The sequence below is a fragment of the Marinobacter nitratireducens genome (assembly GCF_000708045.1).
Classification (GTDB): domain Bacteria; phylum Pseudomonadota; class Gammaproteobacteria; order Pseudomonadales; family Oleiphilaceae; genus Marinobacter; species Marinobacter nitratireducens.
Window position 1 is genome coordinate 772,438 of the sequence record NZ_ANIE01000003.1, and the last position, 20,706, is coordinate 793,143.

The 20,706-nt window shown below is 55.1% G+C and carries 24 protein-coding genes; 16 read left to right on the forward strand and 8 right to left on the reverse strand.

The window, feature by feature from the left end; translation table 11 throughout:
• Nucleotides 1-8 precede the first annotated feature (8 nt).
• The 4 genes from D777_RS05380 to D777_RS17995 all read left to right on the forward strand — a co-directional run bounded on the left by D777_RS05380 (nucleotide 9) and on the right by D777_RS17995 (nucleotide 2,510).
• Nucleotides 9-818, forward strand: coding sequence for a DUF3800 domain-containing protein (locus D777_RS05380; protein WP_036129619.1), 810 nt, complete (start codon nucleotides 9-11; stop codon nucleotides 816-818).
• Between the two features lie 411 nt (nucleotides 819-1,229).
• The gene (locus tag D777_RS05385; protein WP_036129389.1) at nucleotides 1,230-1,772 is read left to right on the forward strand and encodes a DinB family protein; all 543 of its coding nucleotides are present in this window, start codon (nucleotides 1,230-1,232) and stop codon (nucleotides 1,770-1,772) included.
• Nucleotides 1,773-1,793: 21 nt separating this feature from the next.
• The gene (locus D777_RS17630) at nucleotides 1,794-2,282 is read left to right on the forward strand and encodes a P-loop NTPase family protein (RefSeq protein ID WP_051668946.1); all 489 of its coding nucleotides are present in this window, start codon (nucleotides 1,794-1,796) and stop codon (nucleotides 2,280-2,282) included.
• Between the two features lie 66 nt (nucleotides 2,283-2,348).
• Nucleotides 2,349-2,510: a hypothetical protein gene (locus tag D777_RS17995; RefSeq protein WP_160171425.1), complete on the forward strand. Its 162-nt coding sequence runs from the start codon at nucleotides 2,349-2,351 to the stop codon at nucleotides 2,508-2,510.
• Between the two features lie 46 nt (nucleotides 2,511-2,556).
• Here D777_RS17995 and D777_RS05395 read toward each other — a convergent pair whose 3' ends face one another.
• Together D777_RS05395 and D777_RS05400 are read right to left on the reverse strand one after the other, a co-directional pair.
• A complete protein-coding gene (locus tag D777_RS05395; protein ID WP_036129390.1) occupies nucleotides 2,557-2,781 on the reverse strand; it encodes a DUF2798 domain-containing protein in 225 nt (74 codons plus the stop codon).
• 47 nt (nucleotides 2,782-2,828) lie between these two features.
• On the reverse strand, nucleotides 2,829-3,320 hold the full coding sequence (locus tag D777_RS05400; protein WP_036129391.1) for a DUF2938 domain-containing protein: 492 nt from the start codon (nucleotides 3,318-3,320) through the stop codon (nucleotides 2,829-2,831).
• 79 nt (nucleotides 3,321-3,399) lie between these two features.
• On the opposite strand from D777_RS05400, the gene D777_RS05405 reads away from it, so the two are divergent.
• Nucleotides 3,400-3,855, forward strand: a complete 456-nt coding sequence (locus D777_RS05405) for a helix-turn-helix domain-containing protein (RefSeq protein ID WP_036129392.1) — start codon at nucleotides 3,400-3,402, stop codon at nucleotides 3,853-3,855.
• Here the strand turns inward: D777_RS05405 and D777_RS05410 are convergent.
• Both D777_RS05410 and D777_RS05415 read right to left on the reverse strand, forming a co-directional pair.
• Nucleotides 3,827-4,867, reverse strand: a complete 1,041-nt coding sequence (locus tag D777_RS05410) for a M14 family metallopeptidase (RefSeq protein ID WP_227501672.1) — start codon at nucleotides 4,865-4,867, stop codon at nucleotides 3,827-3,829. The two genes, D777_RS05405 and D777_RS05410, sit on opposite strands and share 29 nt — an antisense overlap.
• Nucleotides 4,864-6,372 carry a hypothetical protein gene (locus tag D777_RS05415; RefSeq protein ID WP_227501673.1) on the reverse strand — a complete coding sequence of 503 codons (1,509 nt, stop codon included), beginning with the start codon at nucleotides 6,370-6,372 and terminating at the stop codon, nucleotides 4,864-4,866. Before D777_RS05415 ends, D777_RS05410 begins: the two co-directional genes overlap by 4 nt.
• Before the next feature lie 128 nt (nucleotides 6,373-6,500).
• Between D777_RS05415 and D777_RS05420 the strand changes: the two genes are divergently transcribed.
• The 9 genes from D777_RS05420 to D777_RS05460 all read left to right on the forward strand — a co-directional run bounded on the left by D777_RS05420 (nucleotide 6,501) and on the right by D777_RS05460 (nucleotide 13,502).
• Nucleotides 6,501-6,983: a cupin domain-containing protein gene (locus tag D777_RS05420; RefSeq protein WP_036129394.1), complete on the forward strand. Its 483-nt coding sequence runs from the start codon at nucleotides 6,501-6,503 to the stop codon at nucleotides 6,981-6,983.
• Between the two features lie 88 nt (nucleotides 6,984-7,071).
• A complete protein-coding gene (locus tag D777_RS05425; RefSeq protein WP_036129395.1) occupies nucleotides 7,072-7,281 on the forward strand; it encodes a DUF3565 domain-containing protein in 210 nt (69 codons plus the stop codon).
• A 110-nt stretch (nucleotides 7,282-7,391) separates the two neighbouring features.
• The gene (locus D777_RS05430) at nucleotides 7,392-9,494 is read left to right on the forward strand and encodes a TonB-dependent siderophore receptor (RefSeq protein WP_036129396.1); all 2,103 of its coding nucleotides are present in this window, start codon (nucleotides 7,392-7,394) and stop codon (nucleotides 9,492-9,494) included.
• A 98-nt stretch (nucleotides 9,495-9,592) separates the two neighbouring features.
• A complete protein-coding gene (locus D777_RS05435; RefSeq protein ID WP_036129397.1) occupies nucleotides 9,593-10,432 on the forward strand; it encodes a DUF6544 family protein in 840 nt (279 codons plus the stop codon).
• Between the two features lie 15 nt (nucleotides 10,433-10,447).
• On the forward strand, nucleotides 10,448-10,765 hold the full coding sequence (locus D777_RS05440; protein ID WP_036129398.1) for an antibiotic biosynthesis monooxygenase family protein: 318 nt from the start codon (nucleotides 10,448-10,450) through the stop codon (nucleotides 10,763-10,765).
• Nucleotides 10,766-10,775: 10 nt separating this feature from the next.
• Nucleotides 10,776-11,699 carry an AraC family transcriptional regulator gene (locus D777_RS05445; RefSeq protein WP_036129399.1) on the forward strand — a complete coding sequence of 308 codons (924 nt, stop codon included), beginning with the start codon at nucleotides 10,776-10,778 and terminating at the stop codon, nucleotides 11,697-11,699.
• Between the two features lie 35 nt (nucleotides 11,700-11,734).
• Nucleotides 11,735-12,133 carry a hypothetical protein gene (locus tag D777_RS05450; RefSeq protein WP_036129400.1) on the forward strand — a complete coding sequence of 133 codons (399 nt, stop codon included), beginning with the start codon at nucleotides 11,735-11,737 and terminating at the stop codon, nucleotides 12,131-12,133.
• Between the two features lie 26 nt (nucleotides 12,134-12,159).
• Nucleotides 12,160-12,636, forward strand: coding sequence for a GNAT family N-acetyltransferase (locus D777_RS05455; protein WP_036129401.1), 477 nt, complete (start codon nucleotides 12,160-12,162; stop codon nucleotides 12,634-12,636).
• Nucleotides 12,633-13,502: an AraC family transcriptional regulator gene (locus D777_RS05460; protein ID WP_051668947.1), complete on the forward strand. Its 870-nt coding sequence runs from the start codon at nucleotides 12,633-12,635 to the stop codon at nucleotides 13,500-13,502. The genes D777_RS05455 and D777_RS05460 overlap by 4 nt, the downstream gene beginning before the upstream one ends.
• On the opposite strand, the gene D777_RS05465 is transcribed toward D777_RS05460, so the two are convergent.
• The 3 genes from D777_RS05465 to D777_RS05475 form a co-directional block, all read right to left on the reverse strand.
• Nucleotides 13,474-14,061, reverse strand: coding sequence for a LysE family translocator (locus tag D777_RS05465; RefSeq protein ID WP_036129623.1), 588 nt, complete (start codon nucleotides 14,059-14,061; stop codon nucleotides 13,474-13,476). The genes D777_RS05460 and D777_RS05465 overlap by 29 nt on opposite strands.
• Nucleotides 14,062-14,153: 92 nt before the next feature.
• Nucleotides 14,154-15,032: an alpha/beta hydrolase family protein gene (locus tag D777_RS05470; RefSeq protein ID WP_036129402.1), complete on the reverse strand. Its 879-nt coding sequence runs from the start codon at nucleotides 15,030-15,032 to the stop codon at nucleotides 14,154-14,156.
• A 14-nt stretch (nucleotides 15,033-15,046) separates the two neighbouring features.
• Nucleotides 15,047-15,460 (reverse strand): MarR family winged helix-turn-helix transcriptional regulator, encoded by a 414-nt coding sequence (locus D777_RS05475; protein ID WP_036129403.1) that lies wholly within the window; start codon nucleotides 15,458-15,460, stop codon nucleotides 15,047-15,049.
• 198 nt (nucleotides 15,461-15,658) lie between these two features.
• Here D777_RS05475 and D777_RS05480 point away from each other — a divergent pair, with 198 nt between their 5' ends.
• A complete protein-coding gene (locus D777_RS05480) occupies nucleotides 15,659-16,087 on the forward strand; it encodes an META domain-containing protein (RefSeq protein ID WP_036129404.1) in 429 nt (142 codons plus the stop codon).
• 92 nt (nucleotides 16,088-16,179) lie between these two features.
• On the forward strand, nucleotides 16,180-18,366 hold the full coding sequence (locus D777_RS05485) for an OsmC domain/YcaO domain-containing protein (protein WP_036129405.1): 2,187 nt from the start codon (nucleotides 16,180-16,182) through the stop codon (nucleotides 18,364-18,366).
• Between the two features lie 70 nt (nucleotides 18,367-18,436).
• Here the strand turns inward: D777_RS05485 and katG are convergent, their stop codons facing one another.
• The gene (katG, locus tag D777_RS05490) at nucleotides 18,437-20,605 is read right to left on the reverse strand and encodes a catalase/peroxidase HPI (protein WP_036129406.1); all 2,169 of its coding nucleotides are present in this window, start codon (nucleotides 20,603-20,605) and stop codon (nucleotides 18,437-18,439) included.
• Between the last annotated feature and the right edge of the window lie 101 nt (nucleotides 20,606-20,706).

Here is a 20,706-nt window from a genome sequence, read left to right on the forward strand (position 1 = left end):
GCACCCTTGTGCAATTGATCTACTGTGATGAGACCAACCTAGAAGAGAAGAAAGGGATATTTTTCGTCTATGGCGGCGTCTCAGTATCAGATACGAATATGCTCGCCTTGTCTAAGGCCATTGACGAAATCCGCGACAAGTATGGTGTTCCCGCCAATTTTCGGCTTAAGTTTAATCCTGGTCCAAAAGATCTACACCATCAGGATTTCATCAATCTTAAGCAAAGCATTATCGAAGAGGCGATACGTCATGATTGCCGCCTTTTCGCTTCGCTCATTCTCCATGATGTTGCAACAAGTCCGAACAATGCTCGTCGAAATGAAATAAACAGGATTTGCTACCACTTTTGGTGCTATCTGAATCGAATTAAAGACTCGGGGATGGTTTTAATTGACCATTTCAAAGACAAGCAAATAGACCACCACCTAAGAGAGAAGTTTTCGATTGGCCTCACAGACATGCCATATTCAAAGGAGATGAGGCTAGATCGTATCGTTGGGTTCCATTACTCAGCGATTGGTCAATCTCATATGTGCTCTGTAGTTGACATTGTCCTTGGGTCACTGCGGTTTGCCGTCAATGCTCACAATTCAGAAAATGAGAAGGAAAAGGAAACAGCAAAGAAATTGCTAAGCCTAATATCTCCTCTTTTCTTTCGAGAAGATGGGCGCGACTCAATCTCCGAAATTGGCCTTTTCTTCAGTCCGAAGATCATTAGGGCCCATCGGTATCGTGAGCAATACTGTAGCTTGCACGCTTTCATGAGCGATGCTGGATTGGATTTGGAACAAGCTATTACGAATGAGCGAAACTATTAAAATTCATAACAAGTCGCGCCACGCGGACGCACTAAAGTGCGCCGGTGCGCTCTGGCGTTATGCACTACATGGATGATGAGACATGAGTAAGATTTTTTATTTACTGCTGGTGTGTATTTTGGTGGCTGGATGTAGCAGCAAAGCCGTGTATGACAATATGCAGCGGAACAACCGACAAGAATGCGTAAGTGTGCCGCCCGCTCAGTATGACGAGTGCATCGAACGTTCCAGTAAGTCATATGAAGAATACGAGAGGGATCGGGCAGAGGTGCTCAAGTCTGAATCATAGAGCCGTGGGCCCTCAACAATCAGGCTCATAGGCCTGCCAATCGGTAGCGGCTGCATAACAAGTGTAGGCAAGGGACGCTGTAGTGCCCCCGCTGCAAGCGTTATACAGTAGAAGGAACTTCGATGAGCTTGAAGCAACATTTTGAATTGATGGCTGCTTACAATCAGTGGATGAATGAAAAAGAATACGACGCCGCAGGCCACCTTGATACATCGGCTCTTACAGAAGATCGGGGCGCGTTTTTCAGTTCTATCCTGGGTACATTGAATCACATCGTGGTAGGTGACACGATTTGGCTCAAGCGCTTCGCCACCCACCCTGCAAGCACAAAGGCCCTTACAGGTGTTATTGAGCTCCCGTTTCCCACCAGTCTAGATCAGATACTTTTCGAAAACTTCAGTGAGCTATATAGCCACCGAAAGTGGCTGGACGAGCAGATCATCCACTGGATATCAAAACTTTCCAACAATGATCTGGATTACATTTTGAGCTATCAGAACACTAAGGGTGTGTCAGCGAACAAGCGGTTTTCAGCGCTGATTCTGCATTTCTTCAATCACCAAACACATCACCGTGGCCAAGTATCCACTTTATTGTCACAAGCTGGCGAGGAGGTTGGGGTAACGGATTTGCTGGCATTGATCCCAGACGAGACCAGAGTGTAGTTAGCCACAACGAGAAAGCGTATGAACGCGACACGAGTGATGATCATCGGGGGCACCGGCGCTGGTAAATCCTGGTTGGCGCTCAGACTATCGAAGCTTCTTGGTCTTGCGGTTTATTGCGTTGATGACGCGGTTCATGATGAGGACGGGAAGCTTCGAACAAACGCCGACATTGATCGCACAGTACAATCCTGGGCATCGAAGGACCAATGGATCATAGAAGGAGGAAATAGCAGAACGTATCTGGATAGAGTATCCAGAGCTACCGTGCTGGTATTGATGAAGCCGCCCCGCTGGCTAAGGGTCTATCGCGTTGCTGTTCGGAATAAACTCAATTTCTCAATGGTTTATTGGTCCTGGAAGTATGATGAAGTATTTGGGATCAAGGATGAGAAGGTGGTGGAGGCTGCAGGACCAGGAGTCGCCAAATATATTGTCAAGAATAATAAAGATGCTCACGAATTGTTGGCTTTGCTAACGCCTGAAAGATGCTCGCGCCGGTGCGATTAGACGTTAGTTTTGTGCTTTCTCATCGACACCCTATGCTTTTGCCATACATCAAGATTTCACTGCAACTTGCTCTTTATAATTGAAAAATACTTCCGGGGCGACGCCTTTCTCAAGGCCGGGGAACCGCAGCAAGCCAAACGATACCTGCTGGACTACATTAACGCCGAAGGGAAACAGGGAAACTACTACCGCAAGGCGTTGGAGCTATTGAACCAGGCGGATGAATAGCTGATACCGCCGCTCAGCGAGCGGCGGCTCGAACACAGCGCGACGATCAAGCCGTCACCCGACCAACCATTCGCCTCACCAAAGGAGCCACTATCGCAACGGTTGGAAAAGCGACCGGCCATGTTGTCAGGCAACTCTCTAACCACTGCGCTGGAAATTCGGAGTCTATGCCCTGTGACGTCGCAAGAACGAATGCCGACACGATGCACACCATGATGGCTGAGAGCACGGCGCTGAAGAGGATTGGTGCAAAACGAGCTGGAATACGCATGTTATTCTCCTGAAGGAATGTTGGTCGAGCTACAGAGTTGCCGTCGGTTAGACAACATCAAATAGATTTACCGCCTGGCCCGACGCATACAGGCCAAGACCAAATACCGCATGGGTGATGAGGCTCTGAAGTCGGGCAGATGTGGGGTTAGGTGTCCTTGAAGCCGCAATGCCGGCACCCATGCCCGGCTGCATCAGCAAGAAAGGCGCCACCAAGGTGCTTATGCCCACGGTCAGTGCAGGACCAATCGTTGGCTGTTGTACCCACGCGTTCCCCCAGATACCAAGAAGTAACGCAGCAAACGCGATACCGATCAGGTAGTGAAAAGCCCACCCGATAACGCTTTCACCGCGCACCGGAGCAGACGCCGCGATCGAGTCGTGGCGGAAACGCCCCCGTGCCATATGGCCAATCCAACGCCCGACCAGTCCATAGTTCGGGGGTGGCACACCAAGCAACGGCTTTCGGGCCAGGCCCCACACGTCCATAACTGCCGTCGCGCCTATTCCGATGTACAAGGCCAATAAAAAAATGCTCATAGAGCTCTCCTGTGTTTGTCATGAATGAGCTGTGTTGGTAGCGTACAACTTCAAGTTAACTTGAGGTCAAGGGTTGGTTATGGACATCAGCGAGGTTTCTAAACGTTCTGGCCTGCCGGCCTCTACGTTGCGGTTTTATGAGGAAAAAGGATTAATCCGCTCTGTTGGTCGGCAAGGTTTACGCCGGGTTTTCAGCGGCAATGTGCTGGAGCGGCTGGCGTTAATTGCACTGGGGCGTGCCGTGGACTTTTCATTGGATGAAATCGTCCAGATGCTGGGTTCTGAGGGAACGCCCAGCATCGACAGAGAATTACTGTTGGATAAGGCCGACGAACTCGATAGACGCATCCAGAAGTTCACAGCGATGCGTGATGGGCTCCGGCATGCAGCAGTCTGTGATGCACCAAGCCACATGGAGTGTCCGAAGTTTCGCCGTCTGCTGGGGTTGGCAGCATCCGGCGCTTTAAGCAGCGACGACAGGATGAAGGCAACACAAAAACGACGCTCTAAAAAAGCGGCTCCCCTGTCGCCTTAACGGCGTAGAACAGGCAGTCACTCTTGGCGATGGCCGGGTTGGTGGTGATCATGAACACCTTGATCGCCTGCGCGGGATAGATCAGTCCGTCCTTGGCTCGTAGCACCTGCTCCACGCTCTCGGCCCGATTATGGCCGATGGCGGTGAGTATGCTCAGGCCTTTGTCGCCAACCCATCCCATGGGTTCATCCGGGGCGACAACTCCAAAATTGCGGTGCTCGATGTCCGGGGGCAGTGTGAGGTCTGCCCTGCCGGTGGGTTCCAGGCTGTACTCGATGGTTGCCTCCTCAGCCATCTCCACCCGAATCGGGTTTCTCAATACGCCAACGCCCCACTCCGCTTTCTCCAGTGACAGTACGTCTTGCCTTGAGGTGTACCGGACAAGCCCATCGTAAGCCAGTTGGTGGGCCTGCTCATCCTGCGAGCCGCCGCACTCGATGGTGACGGTGGGCACCTCCTGCTCCGAGTATTCCATCAGTGCACCCAGGCGAAGGTCCGTCATGATGAGGCGGTCGGTGTAGAGCGAGGTCAGTGCCTGGTGCGCGGCGTCATTGGTGATGGTCACCGCAAAGGCCGGGCCGGTGCCTGAGGTGTTGTGCACGTCGAGCAGGCATTCGGGTTGTGCGTTGTGCAGTTCGGCCAGCATGGCCCGGGCGATTTCCCCTTCCCGCCCTTCAAAGGGTTCTTTGAAGCAACGGTTGAGGTCGCGCCCGCCGGGCATCTGGCGCACGGTCAACCTTGGCGAGATCTTCGCCGGGTGCACCCCGCCCAGCAGAAACAGCATGTTGACCTCCGGTGTGTGCTGCTCCAGTAGCCACCGGTGCAGGGAAAATAGCCCGGACGGCTCATTGCCGTGAAGGAGCGTTGCCAGGGCGCGGGTCCGGGTGCGATCGCGGCCGGCAACCCGGATCACCGTGGGTTTCTGCAGTCCGTCCAGCCACTCAAGGGGTGAACGCCCGAGGGTCCGGGGAGACGGATTGTTGAGGTAATCAAGAACGTTCGAATTGCTCACGGTGTCGTTGTCCATTCGTGAAGCGGCGTGTTTGTCTTCTGGTTGGCCATGTAGAGCGCCAGCATCCGGTGAAAAGCCTCTTCGGGGCGCAGGGATTCACAGAGCTGCTCGGTGATGTGGCGCTGCCATCGGGCGCCGGTCATACCGGTCTCGATCCGGCCTTCAATGATCCCCAACAGCCGAGTGATTTCAGATTCGTCTACGGCCGTGCTCAGTAATGCGTTCCTCGCTCTTGGCAGCAGTTCCCGGGCGATGGTCAGCAGTGGCATATCCTGTAACTGGACCTGATCCTTGTGGGGCCAGATAACTTCTGCACCGATGCCGTATTTGGCGGCTCGGTAAAAATTGTGTTCGGTGTAATGGAACGGAAGTATGGAAGTCAGGTGCTGAATATCATCCAGCACGGCCAACGCCGCCCCGATCACGAACAGCCCGTTCGCGCACATGTCCACCGCCGTCGGACCTGCCGGCATGGAACGAAGCTCGATGCGCAGGTGCCCTCCCTCGGTATGGTCAAAGATGGCCCGGTTCCAGGGCCACGTTGTTCCCTGGTGCAGGCGTAGCTCGGCCAACGTAGGCACCTCTCCACGGTCAACCACCGCCATCGGATCCTCATCGGACATCGCCGGGATGATCGGCGGATACAGCGATGCCGATGCAGCAAACAGTTCCCAAGCGCTTCGGGCCCAGCCGTTTCCATAATAGACCCGGGGCGGATGGCGCCAAGTTTTATGGTTGGGGGATCGGCTGTCGATGGATTGTTTGAACAGGGCTATCCGGGTTTCATCCCACAGGTGGTGGCCAAACAGGCTCGGCGAATTGCTGGCCAGCGCCAGCGCAATCGGGGTAACCAGCTGGACTGCATTGAAGTAATCGGCAAAACGGTCGGCCGGCACCCGCCAGTGAAGCTGGAATGACGTGTTCGCCCCTTCCATGTAGACGTCGTCTGCTTCCAGGTTGATCACGTCGTTGCCACCGATGTGAATGCTGAATGGCTCGCCCCGTTGCCGGATCAAAGCCTTGGATAGCGCGTGGTAACGGGGCACATCGGTCATCACATGCGCGCCCATGTCCGACTGGCGGAGCGTTGGGAGTATACCGATTGGCACCAGTTCGCCATTCAGCGGGGCCGCCTGCTGGTTGATTCGATGAATGGCAGCGAGCAACTCCTGCTCTGTTCGGGCAAACGGATCACCATTGAACGCCTGGGGGCTCAAGTTGTACTCAAGATTGAAGCGATTGAGTTCAACGGTGAGTTGAGGGTCATTAACCCGAGCGGCGATGTCAGTATTGATGGGTAGTACACGCAGGTCAGGGTCTACGATGTAAAACTCGACCTCAGCCCCAATCGAACTCTCCCCCACCCCAAAGCCCGGTCGTTCCAGAAGACGACTCAGCGCTTTAAGGTCCGTCCGAACCTTGGCCGCAAAACGCTCAAACTCTTTTGCCGTAAATTCCGACTTCTCTATCGACAGCCCCACAGCAACGTCGCCTTCATGGCTCACCTACTTTGATAGTAGCGGAAATCCATAAGCCGTGTGGCAGCGCCCCATGATTTGGGGGGTATTATGAGGTAGTGTTTATTCGAGACAGCGGAAAGGAGCATTGGCTCCAGCAAAAAAGGGAATTTGGCGTGGATAAATATCTGGTTACCCGCGAAGAAATCGAACAGTACGAAGGCGTTTCCAAAACACACTTCCTTAACGAGAATGCCAGGCGCATCAACAAATCGTTAGGCGACCTGACCGGTCTTACCGGGTTTGGTTTCCATATCATTGAGATTGAACCCGGTCACCAATCCACCGAGTTGCACCGCCATCATCATGAAGATGAGTGCGTTTACATCCTTGATGGTGAAGCCGAGGCCACCGTCGGCGAGTCACGATTCGCCGTTAAGGCAGGAGATTTTCTGGGGTACCGTGCGGGAGGCGAGGCTCACACATTGCGAAATACCGGGAGTTCAACGCTCCGGTGCATTGTCGTGGGCCAGCGGCTGGACCACGATGTGGGTGATTACCCTGAGAAGAAAAAACGGATATACCGAAATAAAGGCCTGGCCTGGAACCTCGTCGATCTCGATCAGATTGAGGAGCCCGTCGCAGGCAAAAAGGCCTGAGACGAAACTTCCTCTCAAGCTGAACGCCCAATAGGTTTCCTACGCGAGCAGATCCAGCCCCCGAAAAATCAGGTAATCAGGTACCTTTATGCTGCAACCAATCACAGGTTTCCACAAAGACGATGAAAACCACTGGGTTGCGGAGCTTTCCTGTGGGCATTTCCAACACGTACGTCACGACCCACCCTGGACAAACCGACCGTGGACACAGAGCGAAGCCGGTCGTAATGGCATGGTCGGTTTCGAGCTCAACTGCGTAAAGTGCGACAACGGTGACCCCAGAGATCAGAACACCTGACCCCTGGGATCACCGTTGCACTGCCAACTGAATTTTCCGGCCAAAGCTTGTAACGCTAACGATAATTGTTATCATTCGCTTCCGTAAATTAACGGAGGTTCATGATACGAATGAAAACTCACAAAACGCATCTCAGTCAGTTAATCGCCCTCACCTCACTGTTTGGCGCCAGCGCATATGCCCTGGCGCAACAGCAGACGCAGGAAGAAGCCCCCAGTCTGGAGACCCTGGAAGTGGTTTCCGATGCCATCTCCACTCCGAGCTACTCAGATCTGGAAAAGGAACCCAAGGTCGGCAAAATGGATGTCCCTGTCGAAGAGCAGCCTTACTCGGTGTCCGTGGTTGACCGGAGTTTTATTGAGGATTCCGGAGCCAAAACCATTCAGGATGCCCTGCTCTACACGCCCGGCGTTTATGCCGGTGGGTTCGGGTTCGACACGCGGATTGATTCCGCCAAAGTCCGGGGTGTAGACGCCGGCCGTTACCTGGATGGACTGCGTCAGATTTATGGCTCCTATAACACAGTCCGTACCAATGTTTACGCCCTGGAGAGCATCGAGGTTCTCAAAGGCCCCTCTTCCATGCTCTACGGCCAGGGCGACCTGGGTGGCATTATCAATTCCGTGTCGAAGCTGCCCAAAGAAGAGTCCGAGGGCGAAATCTGGGCCCAGTATGGCACCTTCAATCGCAAGCAACTGGCGGTGGATGTCACCGGCCCGGCGACGGAAAACGGCGAACTGTTGTACCGGCTGGTTGCGCTTGGACGGGACAGTGACACCCAGGTTGATTATGTCGAAGATGACGGTTACCAGATCTCCCCATCCCTCACCTGGCGGCCCAGCGATTCCACCAGCGTTTCCCTGTTGCTGAATCGTCAGGAGAACAAAGGACAGGTATCCGCCCAGTTCCTGCCTCAGGCCGGCACTCTGGATCCGGGTTCACAGGGGTATATCGGCTCTGAACGGTTCGTGGGCGAGCCCGGTTGGGATCGTTATGATCGTGAGAAAACCGAGGCTACGTTGTTCCTGGATCATCAGCTGAACGAGAGCTGGGGAGTGTCCGCAACCGCACGATACACGCGCTCCAGCACCGAAAACCGTGAACACTGGGTCAGGATTCCAAGTGTTCCCGATGCCAATGGCGAGGTTGCACGAACTATCTATACCGCGGATGCGGAAACCCGCATATTCAACTTCGACGCCCGCCTGGAGGGGGATATCGATTTCGGCATCACACGCCATCAGATCATCGTTGGTGCGGATCGCCAGGATGCCCGCTGGGAACAGTCCAACTATTTCTACGGGTATGGTCTGGGTGGAACGTTCGATGTGTACGATCCCCAATACGGCAACCTGAACGATTCCGTGATCACGCCATCCGACCGGCCAGACAACGAGATCGAGCAGTTCGGCCTCTATGTGGCGGATCACATTGAGATCGGCCCAGTAGTCGTTTCGGCCGGGCTCCGCCATGACTGGGCGGAAAACCGACGCCTGAACCTGACCGGTGCGGATACCGTCAGCGACGAGGAGGCAACCACGGGCCGCGCCGGCGTAATGTACCGCTTCGATAACGGCCTTTCACCCTACATCAGCTACGCAGAAGCGTTCAGCATGAATCTGGGCACCGACGGAACTGCGTCCGCGAATACCCTGAAACCCACTACGGGTGAACAGCAGGAAGCCGGCATCAAGTATGTCTCTCCAGACCGCTCACTGGGCGTGACGGCAGCTTACTTCGACATTGAGCAGAAAAACCGTGTAAGTGATGGTTCCACACCGGGCGGCGTCGAACAGACCGGCGGTGTAATCCATGGCTGGGAGCTGCAGGTCAACAAGCGCTGGCAGCAGTTTGAAACCCAGTTGGCGTACACCGATATGAACGCCAAGGATGACGTATCTGGTAACCGCCTGCCCTTCGTGGCGGAGCGCCAGGCCTCCTGGTGGAACCAGCTCTATCTCGGCAGCAACTGGCGCTTTGGTGCCGGTGTTCGCTACGTCGGTGACAATGTGGGTTCAGGTGGTGCGCCCCGCGTTCCGTCCGTCACACTGTACGATGCCATGATCGGCTATATGTGGCGCAACTGGGACTTCAGCGTTGATGCCAAGAACCTCGCGGATGAGGAGTACATTACCTGGTGCCGTTACGAGGGCGGCGACTGTGGCTACGGTGAACGGCGCACCGTGAATGCCAACGCCCGATACCGTTTCTGATCGATTCGGAATGCGCACGACACCCCTTGCCGCACGGGTGTCGTGCCGGTGTTGTATGATTATCGCTTCTGGAAGGTTTCTATATGAGGTCTTGATTCTTGGAGCGGTTCATAGGTTTTATTTTTTCCCTGGTGATCATCGTTCTACTCGCGTTGCTCGTGCGACGGGGATTGGACCACCTTGCCGATCGCCGAAGAATCGCTCAGCTGGCATCGCTACAATCCGAACACCCGGACCCCTTTTCCCTCCACATGATCAAGGATCTGCCCGAGCCCGCCCGGCGTTTCTTCCAGTTCTGCATTGAACCCGGCACTCCCCTCTTCACGGTGGCATTCATCAACATGACCGGGCAGTTCGGAATGGGTACCAAAGCCAAACCAGATTACTTGAAGATGGCAGCCAACCAGGCCCTGGCCTGCCCTGCGGGGTTTGTCTGGAAGATGAACGCAACACGGGGGCTGATGAGGGTGTCCGGATCTGACAGCGCGTCCTGGACACGGTTCTGGCTGATGGGTTTGCTACCCGTGGCGCGCATGGGCAACAACCCCGACCATAAACGCTCAGCCTTCGGCCGCTACGTGTCTGAGGCAGTCATTTGGTCGCCAGCGGCTGTGCTACCAGGCCCTGATGTCGAATGGACGTTGATAGGCAACGATTGCGCTCGTGTGACGGTCCGGCATGACGAGCTTGAACAATCGGTCGACATCACGGTGGATGAAGACGGTCGTCCAACCACCGTCAGCTTTGAGCGCTGGACCAATGCCAACCCCGAGAAGCGGTATCAGCTCCAGCCGTTTGGTGCGTTCCTCTCGGATTATGAGTCGTTTCAGGGCTTCCGGTTGCCGACGCACGTTGAGGCGGGCAATGACTTTGGAACGGATCGTTACTTCCCCTTTTTTATCGCGGACGTTCGGTCCATCATGTTCCCCCCCAAATGAGACAGGGAGAACCTCATGTCAGAGCTCGCGAATACACCTGAACCACCCTATTACGCCGTCATTTTTTCCAGCCATCGCACCGATGGCGACAATGGCTATGCAGCCATGGCGGACCGGATGGTTGAGCTTGCCGCTCAGCAGCCCGGCTTCCTCGGCATGGAATCCGCCCGTGAAGATCTGGGCATTACCGTGTCCTACTGGGAAAGCCCCGACGCCATCCGAAACTGGAAGCAAAACGCAGAACACCGGGAAGCCCAACGCCGTGGGCATGAGCAGTGGTATTCAGGATTCAAGGTTCGGGTGGCGAAGGTTGAGCGGGATTACGGGATCTGACTCCGGAACCATGAACAAAACCTACAAAGCACGCATCGAAAACGTCATCCGGTACATCGAAGCGAACCTGGATGCCCGGCTGACTCTTACGGACATCGCCGAAATCAGTCACTTCTCGCCTTACCACTTCCACCGTATTTTTTCGGGGATCATGGGCGAAACGCTTAATGACTTCATGTCCAGGCGACGGCTTGAGCGGGCGGTTAATCAGCTCATTTTCAAGCCTGACCTGCCCATTACACAGATTGCACTGGCCAGTGGATTTTCATCCAGTGCTAACTTTTCCAAGGCCGTTAAGCTGCATTTCGGGTATAGCCCTTCAGAGCTTCGAAACCCGGATAAAGTGCAGGACAGCAAGATTGGAAAACTCTTTAGCAAGTATGGAAAAGAGTTCCAACCCTCTGATTTGTATCCTTCTCGCATCACAACTGACGTGATGAACCAAACGGAATTAAAGGATACAACTATGAAAATCGAAGTACGGGATCTGGAACGGAAATCGGTTTGTACCCTGGCCTCGCCAAAGGGATATGAGCCCGACGGTATCTATGCCGCCTGGGATAAACTCATTACCTGGGCTGACAACCACGGCATCAAACCTCAGGATCAGCAGCGATTCGCACTGGCTTTTGATAACCCAACCGTGACGCCGCTCGATAAATGCCGCTACACCGCCTCGATTGTGGTTGATGAGGGCGTGACGGTTAACCCACCGTTCGAATTGGCCGAAATCCCGAACGGCAAGTACGCGGTGCTGTACTATAAGGGCCCGGTTGAGGAAACCATTAACGCCCAACTGAGCATCTATTCCGACTGGCTTCCAGATAGTGGCTTCGAGCCTGACAACTATCCCCTGATGGAACGCTACCTGAACGATGCCAGGGAAGATGGGTACGTGGAAATGGAAATTTTCGTGAAGCTGAAGGAGATCTAGTGCCTTCTGCTGAGCGGTAGCAAGGTACGTTATTCATGATCAAATCAATTGCCCTGGCGGGACTGCTTATTGTCCTGCTGGGCTTTGTCGGTATTCAGTATTACATAACCTCGGTGCCTGATCTTGAAGCCCCCATTGGGGTCGAGGAAGTTCGGGATATCGAATCCGAAAAGTCGTTGGTGGTGACGCTGGTAGACGCTGACGGCTCGCGCTTCGTCGTCGGTCTGCGAGGGGATGTCAGCAAACCGGAGGATGCGGCTCTTTTCTATATACGTAACCCGGATGTGATCCCCTATGTATTCTGGCCTGGCCTTCGCAGCAACGATGAAAAGCGGGTTCTGGAGATGTTGGAAGACTGGCTCGAATCCCACGCTACCGATACCCACACGGCTGCGGTCAAGCGCATTCATTCCGTGTTAAAAGCACGCAACTGAGTGGCCTCTAAATCACGCAAGTCATCATGACCTTATCGATCACAATACATCCGTTCCGCGATTCCGAGACAGAGTCTCTGGTGTCGCTGTTTACTGAATCTGTCCATACACTGGCAACGACGGAATACACCGCCGAGCAGAGAGCTGCGTGGGCGCCGACCGACCCGGATATGGACGGATGGCGACAACGATTTCAGGAATGCCAGACACTGGTTGCCGAGGAGGAAGGCATTCCCCTGGGTTTTATCTCCTTCGAACCCGATGGGCACATCGACCTTCTTTACACAGCGCCGGACGCCGCCAGGCAAGGCGTAGCGTCTGCACTGTTGGGCGAGGCTGTGCGCCAACTGTCTGCATCCGGCTCAAGAACCTTCTACACTGAAGCGAGCCTGATTGCCGCACCCTTTTTCAAACGTCATGGGTTTGAGGTTATCGAAGAACAGAGGGTTTTCAGAGGCGGAGTTGGCTTTCGGAGGTATCTGATGCGAAAGGAGTCGGCATGAAAACCATTGGAACTTCACGCGACGCAGTTGCTAAACCCGTTTTCTGGCGGGATGACCGGATACCCCACGTGGAGTTACGCCAGGTCAGCGATGGCCGCAAGGTCTGTTATGCCCCTCACAGCCACACCCAGTGGTCTATCGGAGCGATTACCGGCGGAGAAAGCACCTTCCAGTACCGTGACAACCAGTACTGGATCAATGAAGGCGACCTTGTGTTGATGAACCCGGAGTGGGTGCATGCCTGCAATCCCATCGCGGACCGGCCCTGGGCCTATTTCATGCTCTACGTCGACACTGGCTGGCTCACAGATCTGCGCTACCGGGCGGGCCTGCTGGCAGCGCCACAATGGCGGGATATCCCCACACCGGTTATATCTGACCCCATCTGGTTCCAGCGATACTGTCGGATGGCGGAATGCCTTCTGGACAACAACCGGGAGCTTCTGGACAAACAGACGGAAGTGGTCGAATTCCTTTCTGATCTGATGCATGAACTGGCTGAGCAACCTGAGGAGCCTTCAGCCCGCACGCCCGGCCCTATGCTTGAACTTGCGCGCTACCTGGATGAGCACGCTGCAGAGGAATTGTCCCTGGATACGCTCTGCGAACGCTCAGGTTACAGCAGCGGCCACCTGATCCGGGCGTTCAAACAGCACTTCGGACTCACACCCCACGCCTATCTGGTGAATCGCCGTATTCAGCTTGGGCGTGACGAACTGAGGCATGGCACTCCAATTGCCGAGGTCGCGCAGAACGCAGGCTTTGCAGACCAACCTCACTTCCATCGCACCTTCAAAAAGCTGATGGCCGCGACGCCAAACCAGTATCAGGCAAAGCTCATCCGATCAGCAGATAAACACAGCTGAGCGCCAACAGAAGAGCCAGCGTCCGGTTTACTGCGACGAGCACTGAAGGTTTCTGGACATGTTGGCGAAGAAAGGCGCCCGCATAGACCCAGCAGGATAAGGACAGCCAACAGATCGGCAGATAGAGCGAGGCAAAGAGCAGTACCTGATCCAGTTCATTGGCGCTGGTGTATGCCCCGATACCAGAAGCCGACGCCAGCCAGGCCTTGGGGTTCAGCCACTGCATCAGCGCTCCTGTGCCGAATCCAGGGGCATTGGCCTCGTCGTCATCCGGTAACACACCTTTGTCAGCGGCGAGCCGGATACTCAAATACAGCAGAAACCCGACACCTGCCCAGCGAAGAAGGCTTTCAAGCACGGGTACCAGTGTAAGAATCGAGTACAGGCCTAAACCAACACCGATAAACAGCGCGATGAAACCCAATGTGGCGCCGGTTACGAATACCAGCCCCCTCGAAATCGGGTAGCGAGTTCCGCTGCTGAGGCACATCAGGTTCACGGGACCCGGCGAAATGGAGGCCGCCAGCGCGAAGGCGGACATGGGCAGGATAAGGGACAGTGTCACGGCAAGTTACTCCTCTAGACGAATAGCCGGAGTTTGCCCGTATCCGAACCCGGGATATTGAACAAAATTGATGTATGAGCCAAACGCTACTGCAACAACTCCAGCAGCGTTCCTTTCCAGACCGACTCCCGGTAGCGCTCCCGGAACCACCCAAGGTGCCCAACCCCGGTCTCTCCAATGTCCTCAGGCCTCAGCCGCAGCATCGTCATTGGCGCATTCTCGTAGAATCCATGAATGGAGGCTGTATTGCGCTCGGACATCATCTCATCATCGGTAAACGACACCGAGGTGATCGGCACCTTCACATCCGCATATTGCTGACGCAGTGCTTTTCCTTCCACGCCAACCGCGTATTCCGGGTGCAGACACCAACGCCGCCATTGGCGCATCACATTCGGTGGAAGATCACCCACGATATTCAACCGCTTGCCCGGAAAGTAACCACAAAGCGGAACAATCACCGGCACCAGGAAGTACCAGAGAAACCACGCAATGCGCTTTGTCGGTGGCGAATTTTCCCGCCAGTAGCCGCTTCCGCATGCAACGGTAATCGCATTATCCAGCAGATTCACATTTGGCGTCATACCCAATAGTTGCCCACCAACACTGTGACCGATCCACTGTAACCTCTGGCCTGGGAAGGATTCTCGAGCGAACTCGATCACCGCCTGACAGTCCTCCGTTCCCCAATCCGTTATGCGGGTACTGTGTTTTTTGAGCCGGCCATTTACCGACGCCCCCATACCCGAGTAATCGAAGGTGATGACGGTGAACCCCTCACTATTCAGGAAACGGGCAAACTTCTCATAACAGTTCTGGGCCACCCCCATGGCTCCGGCCATGATCACAACAGACCCGGAATCTTCTGCCTGAAACAGCCGCAAGACAATGTTGTGGCCGCCGTCAGTGGTCAAGTTCATTTCCTGCGGCTGACTGCGATGCAGGTTGGTTTCCAGTACGCCCATGGCAAAATCCTCCGTCAGAAATCGTTGGCCAGGTGATTCAGGAACTTGAGAATGACGGCAACTTCCTGCTCATCGAATCCCTCGGTCATGCGCGCATTCAAATCGGCAATAAGAGGCTTTGCCTCGGTGATCTTCTGCCGTCCCAGGTCTGTGAGATAGAGCCTCGATGCTCTTTTGTCCCGATCACAGGGCCTCCGCTCGAGCAGCCCTCTGGTCTCCATCCGAGCTGCAAGCCCGGTCAGGGCTGAGTTATTGAGGTTCAGGCGCCTGGCTACATCCTTCAGAAGACACCCCTCATTCTCATTAATCAGCAACAGGGCCCCTACCTGGGTGACCGAAATACCCAGATGTTCTTCACTTAGCTGGTCCGCTGATTTGTACACCCTGTGGCGGCCTTTGTTCAGCAGATAGAAAAAACGCTTGTCCATCGATTCACCATTTACTTCAGATGTGAATCACTTTACTTCATATGTGTATTAAATGACAAGCATTGGTTCGATTCCTCCTCTTCAGAGGCTTGCCGGTTATTAAATCTCATCCATCTGACGCTCGATTGTTACCTTGCCAACACGCTGCCTGGTCTATCCTGATATGCTTCGTCCAGGTTGAGGAATGAGGGAGAATCAATGAGTTTTAGAAGTCTGGCGCAGGCAGCACTGGCAACCGCTGTGGTCACAACCTCTTTGACAGGGTGTGCAACCTTTGGCAGTTCACAACGGCTTCATGACATCTGGGTTCTGGAGACAATGAACGGGAAAGAACTGGAGCTGCGCAGCGAACGCCAGCGCCCCCGCATGGAGATCAATCTCCAGGAAATGAAGGTCTCCGGATTCAATGGCTGCAACAACTACCTGGGACCTATCGAGGATGTGGGTTTCGGGGATATAGAATTTGGGCCGGTCGCCGTGACCCGCCGATTCTGTACCGACATGGTGGTCCCGGACAGGTTCAACAAGAACCTGAGCTCGGTCGAATCCTACTCACTTCAGGAACTTAAGCTGACTTTCTACGACGGCGAAGGCAACGAGCTTTTTTCATTCCAGAAAACGGACTGAAACCCGCGAGACGAAGCGCCTTAAAAACTGGATAATGGCGGGTCTTGGTCCACCGGGACTCGCCAAATTCTCCAATCCGGGTAGCTTCTTCCATGGAAATCAACGTCAACTTTCTCGATAACCTGCGGCTTGAAGCCAAGTTTGACGATTTTACCGTCATTACCGATCAGCCCATCCGCTACAAGGGTGACGGTTCAGCCCCCAGTCCCTTCGATTACTTCCTGGCCTCCTCTGCTCTTTGCGCCGCCTACTTCGTCCGGGTTTACTGCCTGGCCAGGGACATTCCCACCGAGAACATCCGGCTGTCCCAGAACAACATCGTGGATCCGGAGAACCGCTACAACCAGATCTTCCGGATTCAGGTAGAGCTGCCGGAGGATATTTCAGACAAGGACCGCCAGGGCATTCTCCGTTCCATCGAGCGCTGCACCGTGAAGAAGGTGGTTCAGACCGGTCCGCAATTCGAGATCGAGACGGTAGAGAATCTGGATGCTGACGCCCAGGCCCTGCTGATGACTGAACCGGATGGCACCCGCACCTTCATCGAAGGAAAGGATCTGCCACTGGAGCAGACCATCGCTAACATGACCAGTATCCTCGAAGACCTGGGCATGAAGATCGAGATCGCCTCCTGGCGCAATATTGTCCCCCATGTCTGGTCACTGCACATCCGGGATGCCGCCTCTCCCATGTGCTTCACCAACGGGAAAGGAGCCACCAAGGAAAGTGCGCTGTGTTCCGCCCTCGGTGAGTTTATCGAGCGCCTGAACTGCAACTTTTTCTACAACGACCAGTATTTCGGCGAGGAGATTGCCAACGCTGACTTCGTCCATTACCCGGAGGAAAAATGGTTCAAACCGGGGCCGGAGGACGAGCTTCCCGAGGGTATCCTCGATGAGCACTGCCTGGCGATTTACAACCCGGACGGCGAGCTCCGCGGCTCCAACCTGATTGATACCAACTCCGGACGCGTTGATCGCGGCATTTGCGCCCTGCCCTTCGTGCGCCAGTCAGACGGTGAGACGATCTATTTCCCTTCCAATCTGGTGGAAAACCTGTTCCTGAGTAACGGCATGAGTGCCGGCAACACCCAATATGAAGCCCAGGTGCAGTGCCTCTCAGAAATTTTTGAGCGGGCCGTCAAAAAGCAGATCATCGAAGATGAAATCGCCCTGCCGGATGTCCCGAAGGACGTTCTGGCGAAGTATCCGGAAATCGTCGAGGGCATCGAAGCACTGGAAGCTCAGGGATTCCCGGTGCTGGTGAAGGACGCTTCGCTTGGCGGGCAATTCCCGGTGATGTGCGTCACGTTGATGAACCCGAAAACCGGCGGCGTGTTTGCCTCCTTCGGCGCACACCCCAGCTTCCATGTGGCACTGGAGCGTAGCCTGACGGAATTGATGCAGGGCCGCAGCTTTGAAGGTCTCAACGATGTTCCGCCGCCGACCTTCAACAGTCTGGCCGTGGCGGAGCCCAACAACTACGTTGAGCACTTTATCGACTCCACGGGTGTTGTGTCGTGGCGCTTTTTCAGTGCCCAGTCTGACTACGAGTTCTGTGAATGGAACTTCTCCGGAACCAACGAAGAAGAGGCTGAAACGCTCTTCGGCATACTCCGTGAACTCGAAAAGGAAGTGTATGTTGCCGTTCACGATGAGCTCGGCGCCCAGACGTGCCGGATTCTGGTACCCGGTTATTCCGAGATCTACCCGGTCGAAGATCTGATCTGGGACAACACCAACATGGCCCTGGATTATCGTGAGGACATCCTCAACCTGCACAGACTGAGCAATGACCAGCTGGCTGATCTGGTCGAGCGACTCGAAGAGAGCCAGATCGATAACTACATGACGATCATTACCCTGATCGGTGTCGAGTTCGATGAGAACACCATCTGGGGTCAGCTCACCATCCTTGAGCTCAAACTGCTGATCTACCTGGCCTTGCAGCAGCACGAGGAAGCGCTGGATACGGTGGAGATGTTCCTGCAGTTCAACGACAACACCGTTGAGCGCGGGCTGTTCTATCAGGCCATGCAGGCTGTCCTGGAAATCACACTGGACAACGAGCTGGAGCTGGACGACTTCATCGACAACTTCCGCCGCATGTTCGGCGACGACACCATGGATAACGTCGTCGGCTCAGTAGACGGCAGCGTCCGCTTCCACGGACTGACACCCACGAACATGCAGCTTGAGGGCCTCGACAAACACCTGCGCCTGATTGAGAGCTACAAGAAACTTCACGCGGCCCGCGCCGCAAAGGCCGGGTTGAAATAACGCCCGGCCCAACAAAAAGCGGCGTTCCGAGTAAATCGGAACGCCCCTTTTTATGCCGTCCGTGTCCGGATCAGGCCAGATCGAACCGATCTGCGTTCATCACCTTGGTCCAGGCGGCAACAAAGTCATTCACGAATTTCTCTTTGTTGTCGTTCTGGGCATACACCTCGGCGTAGGCACGCAAAATGGAATTTGATCCGAACACCAGATCCACACGGGTTGCGGTGAACTTGGTATTGCCTGACGCCCGATCAACGATGTCGTATTTGTTGTAGCCTTTGGGCTCCCAACGATTACTCATGTCGGTCAGATTGACGAAAAAGTCATTGGTCAACTGACCTTCACGATCGGTGAAGACCCCATCCTTGCTGCCACCGTGGTTGGTACCGAGCACTCGCATACCACCCAGCAGAACGGTCATTTCCGGTGCTGTCAGGCCCATCAGCTGGGCGCGATCCAGCATCAGTTTCTCCGGCGATACCGAATAGTCCTTCTTCAACCAGTTACGGAACGCATCGTGGATCGGCTCCAGATACTCGAAAGACTCCGCATCGGTCTGATCATCTGTGGCGTCGCCTCGGCCCGGTGAAAACGGTACGGTCACGTTCACACCAGCCGCCTTGGCAGCCTGCTCGACACCGACATTACCCGCCAGCACGATCACATCCGCAACGCTGGCACCTGCCTCAGAGGCAATACCTTCCAGTACGCCAAGGACTTTGGACAGACGCTGCGGTTCGTTACCTTCCCAGTCTTTTTGTGGCGCCAGACGGATACGGGCACCGTTAGCGCCACCGCGCATATCGGAGCCTCGGTAGGTGCGGGCGCTGTCCCAGGCGGTGCTCACCATTTCACTGATACTGAGGCCGCTGTCAGCAATTTTCGCCTTTACCGCGTCTACGTCGTAGCTGGTGCTGCCAGCCGGAACCGGATCCTGCCAGATTAGATCTTCTGCCGGAACTTCCGGGCCAACGTAACGGGCTTTCGGCCCCATGTCCCGGTGGGTCAGCTTGAACCAGGCGCGCGCAAACACTTCATCAAAATAAGCAGGATCGGCGCGGAATTTCTCCGAGATCTTGCGATAGTCCGGATCTTCGCGCATCGCCATATCGGCGTCTGTCATCATCGGCATGCGGCGGACGGAAGGGTCGTCCACATCAACGGGCATGTCCTCTTCCTTGATGTCCTTCGGCTGCCACTGGTTGGCTCCGGCCGGGCTTTTGGTCAACTCCCACTCGTGACCGAGCAGCATCTCAAAGTAGCCGTGATCCCACTTGGTCGGGTTGGTCGTCCAGGCCCCTTCAAGGCCGCTTGTGACCGCCTGCCCGCCGACCCCACGGGTTTTGTGGTTCATCCAGCCGAAGCCCTGCTCTTCGATATCCGCACCTTCGGGTTCCGGCCCAAGATTGTCGGCATCACCATTGCCGTGGCACTTGCCCACGGTATGACCACCAGCGGTCAAAGCGACGGTCTCTTCATCGTCCATCGCCATGCGGGCGAAGGTCTCTCTCACATCTTTTGCTGTCTTCAGCGGGTCCGGATTGCCGTCCACCCCTTCCGGGTTCACGTAGATCAGCCCCATCATGACCGCAGCAAGAGGGTTCTCAAGGTCCCGCTCACCCGAATAACGGCTCTTGTCGTTGTCACTCGGAGCAAGCCACTCGTCTTCCGCACCCCAGTAAATATCCTCTTCCGGGTGCCAGATGTCTTCGCGACCAAATCCAAAGCCAAAGGTCTTGAAGCCCATGGATTCGTAGGCAACATTGCCCGCCAGGATGATCAGATCAGCCCAACTCAGTTTGTTGCCGTATTTCTGTTTGATCGGCCACAGCAAACGGCGAGCCTTATCGAGGTTGCCGTTATCCGGCCAGGAGTTCAGGGGAGCAAAACGCTGGTTTCCGGTGCCGGCACCGCCGCGCCCATCAGCTACGCGGTAAGATCCGGCGGCGTGCCAGGCCATACGGATCATCAGGCCGCCATAGTGGCCCCAGTCTGCCGGCCACCAGTCCTGACTGCTGGTCATCAGATCAGTCAGGTCTTTCTTGAGCGCTGCGACGTCCAGCTTTTTTACTTCGTCGCGGTAGTTGAACGCCTGCCCCATCGGATCAGTCTTGGTATCGTGTTGGCTCAGAATGTCGAGGTTCAGGGCATTCGGCCACCACTTCATGTTGGTACTGCCTTCGGTGCTATTCGCACCGTGCATTACCGGGCACTTTCCTGCATTACTGTTGTCAGCCATGGTTCTCTCCATTGTTCTTGGGCTTGCTCACTTTGTGAACAAAGCTGCGTTGACACCCATTCAATGTAGATCAGCCACCATGAATTGACTAAATTTCTTTT

Bases quoted from the DNA above. Each gene is read 5' to 3' on its own strand.
- D777_RS05385 (WP_036129389.1), top strand. From the start codon at position 1,230: ATGAGCTTGAAGCAACATTTTGAATTGATGGCTGCTTACAATCAGTGG.
- D777_RS17630 (WP_051668946.1), top strand. From the start codon at position 1,794: ATGAACGCGACACGAGTGATGATCATCGGGGGCACCGGCGCTGGTAAA.
- D777_RS05395 (WP_036129390.1), bottom strand. From the start codon at position 2,781: ATGCGTATTCCAGCTCGTTTTGCACCAATCCTCTTCAGCGCCGTGCTC.
- D777_RS05400 (WP_036129391.1), bottom strand. From the start codon at position 3,320: ATGAGCATTTTTTTATTGGCCTTGTACATCGGAATAGGCGCGACGGCA.
- D777_RS05405 (WP_036129392.1), top strand. From the start codon at position 3,400: ATGGACATCAGCGAGGTTTCTAAACGTTCTGGCCTGCCGGCCTCTACG.
- D777_RS05425 (WP_036129395.1), top strand. From the start codon at position 7,072: ATGCTGCAACCAATCACAGGTTTCCACAAAGACGATGAAAACCACTGG.
- D777_RS05430 (WP_036129396.1), top strand. From the start codon at position 7,392: ATGAAAACTCACAAAACGCATCTCAGTCAGTTAATCGCCCTCACCTCA.
- D777_RS05440 (WP_036129398.1), top strand. From the start codon at position 10,448: ATGTCAGAGCTCGCGAATACACCTGAACCACCCTATTACGCCGTCATT.
- D777_RS05445 (WP_036129399.1), top strand. From the start codon at position 10,776: ATGAACAAAACCTACAAAGCACGCATCGAAAACGTCATCCGGTACATC.
- D777_RS05450 (WP_036129400.1), top strand. From the start codon at position 11,735: ATGATCAAATCAATTGCCCTGGCGGGACTGCTTATTGTCCTGCTGGGC.
- D777_RS05455 (WP_036129401.1), top strand. From the start codon at position 12,160: ATGACCTTATCGATCACAATACATCCGTTCCGCGATTCCGAGACAGAG.
- D777_RS05460 (WP_051668947.1), top strand. From the start codon at position 12,633: ATGAAAACCATTGGAACTTCACGCGACGCAGTTGCTAAACCCGTTTTC.
- D777_RS05470 (WP_036129402.1), bottom strand. From the start codon at position 15,032: ATGGGCGTACTGGAAACCAACCTGCATCGCAGTCAGCCGCAGGAAATG.
- D777_RS05475 (WP_036129403.1), bottom strand. From the start codon at position 15,460: ATGGACAAGCGTTTTTTCTATCTGCTGAACAAAGGCCGCCACAGGGTG.
- D777_RS05480 (WP_036129404.1), top strand. From the start codon at position 15,659: ATGAGTTTTAGAAGTCTGGCGCAGGCAGCACTGGCAACCGCTGTGGTC.
- D777_RS05485 (WP_036129405.1), top strand. From the start codon at position 16,180: ATGGAAATCAACGTCAACTTTCTCGATAACCTGCGGCTTGAAGCCAAG.
- katG (WP_036129406.1), bottom strand. From the start codon at position 20,605: ATGGCTGACAACAGTAATGCAGGAAAGTGCCCGGTAATGCACGGTGCG.